2 protein-coding genes are annotated in these 1,508 nt (G+C 57.5%); both read right to left on the bottom strand.

Annotation, left to right across the window (positions count from 1 at the left end; all coding sequences use genetic code 11):
• Positions 1–4 precede the first annotated feature (4 nt).
• Complete coding sequence (locus WBF74_RS03495) at positions 5–862, bottom strand: urease accessory protein UreD (protein WP_424435231.1); 858 nt, start codon at positions 860–862, stop codon at positions 5–7.
• Positions 863–874: 12 nt separating this feature from the next.
• Positions 875–1,489 carry an urease accessory protein UreG gene (gene ureG / locus WBF74_RS03500; RefSeq protein ID WP_424435234.1) on the bottom strand — a complete coding sequence of 205 codons (615 nt, stop codon included), beginning with the start codon at positions 1,487–1,489 and terminating at the stop codon, positions 875–877.
• Positions 1,490–1,508 lie beyond the last annotated feature (19 nt).

A 1,508-nucleotide genomic window follows, 5' to 3' on the forward strand; every position in this document is an offset into this window, starting at 1 on the left:
CTGCTCAACATTTGCGGATAGGGCGCGCGGCCTTTCCTGCCAGATGAGGACGCACCAGACTCCAGCATTTGTAGACGGCCTCATGGCAAGCCCATGCTTCCGCTGCAAGAATACGGCAAATGACGGCATTTCCGATGCGGGTCGCACCTGCGGAAGAAACTTCGCAATTCGAGATTTCTTCTTCGATCTTGCTTTCGATGCCGCGGGGAAGATTGGCGCTTACGGCGATGATCGTCGCCATCTGGGACGAGCCTCCCCATAGGCGGCGCAGCGCATCCACTTCCTCGGTATCCTGGGCAATCAAGCGATCGAGCAGAACGACCTCTCCGTCTACTCGCACTTCGAATTCGGATTCGAGGGCCTGGAACTTGAATGCCTCGCCTGAGCCGTAGTGGACGCGGCCAGCCGCGATCATGTCGGTGGCAAAAAGATGCGATGTGGAATCAAGGTCGATGCGCGTGCGCCTTTCCACTCTCGAATCCGCAAACAAAATGGCTTCGTCAGGCACGTATTCCAGCAGCGCATCCTTGCTGACGCCGATGCGGATTTCTTCGCGAGACGTCTCACCTTGCGGGCATTTGTAGAACTTGCTCGCCGCAGTCGTCGTGATGAGCGCGCGCGTATCCTCTTCCATCGTGGCGTAGAGCTGGGCGGAGTCGCCTTCGACGAAGCCGCCGCCGCTGTTTATGGTAAGCAGGAAGGGCTGGTCGTCATTGTCCTGATAGTGGCACCCCTGCCATTGATAAGGTATGCGCCAGCTCTTCGGGTCGATTTCGGTCCGGCCGTTTCGCTTGATGACATGCAAGTTCATCAAGGCATGTTTGCCGATGGCCCAGTTGCTATCCGGATAGACGATTTGCATGATGATAAGACCTCAAGCGGCTTCAGACATGAGCACGCTGTGCTCAACCCAGGTGATGACAGCTTCCAGCCCCGCGCCGGACTTCATGTTGGTAAAGATGTAGGGCTTGCTGCCCCGCATCTTGCGGGCGTCCCGATCCATGACCGACAGGTCTGCGCCGACATAAGGAGCGATGTCCATCTTGTTGATCAGAAGCAGCGGCGAACGGGTGATCCCCGGCCCGCCCTTGCGCGGGATCTTTTCGCCTTCCCCGACGTCGATCACATATATATGGCTGTCGGCAAGCTCGGGGCTGAACGTTGCGGCAAGGTTGTCGCCACCGCTTTCGATCAGGATCAAGTCTAGGTCGGGAAAGCGTTTGACCAGGTTGTTGACCGCCACCAGATTCATCGAGACGTCTTCACGAATGGCAGTGTGTGGACAGCCTCCAGTTTCCACGCCTACGATGCGTTCAAGGTCGATTGCTCCGCTGCGCGCAACAATCTCTGCGTCTTCCTGGGTGAATATGTCGTTGGTGATGACTGCCATCGAGTAGCGCTTGCCCATCTCTCGACAGAGCTGGATCAGAAGCGTGGTCTTGCCAGAACCGACGGGGCCGGCGATGCCAAGACGGACAGGTTTGCGCATAGGCTGATCCTTTCACACT

The organism is Parvibaculum sp., from assembly GCF_049672805.1.
In the GTDB taxonomy this organism is placed as follows: domain Bacteria; phylum Pseudomonadota; class Alphaproteobacteria; order Parvibaculales; family Parvibaculaceae; genus Parvibaculum.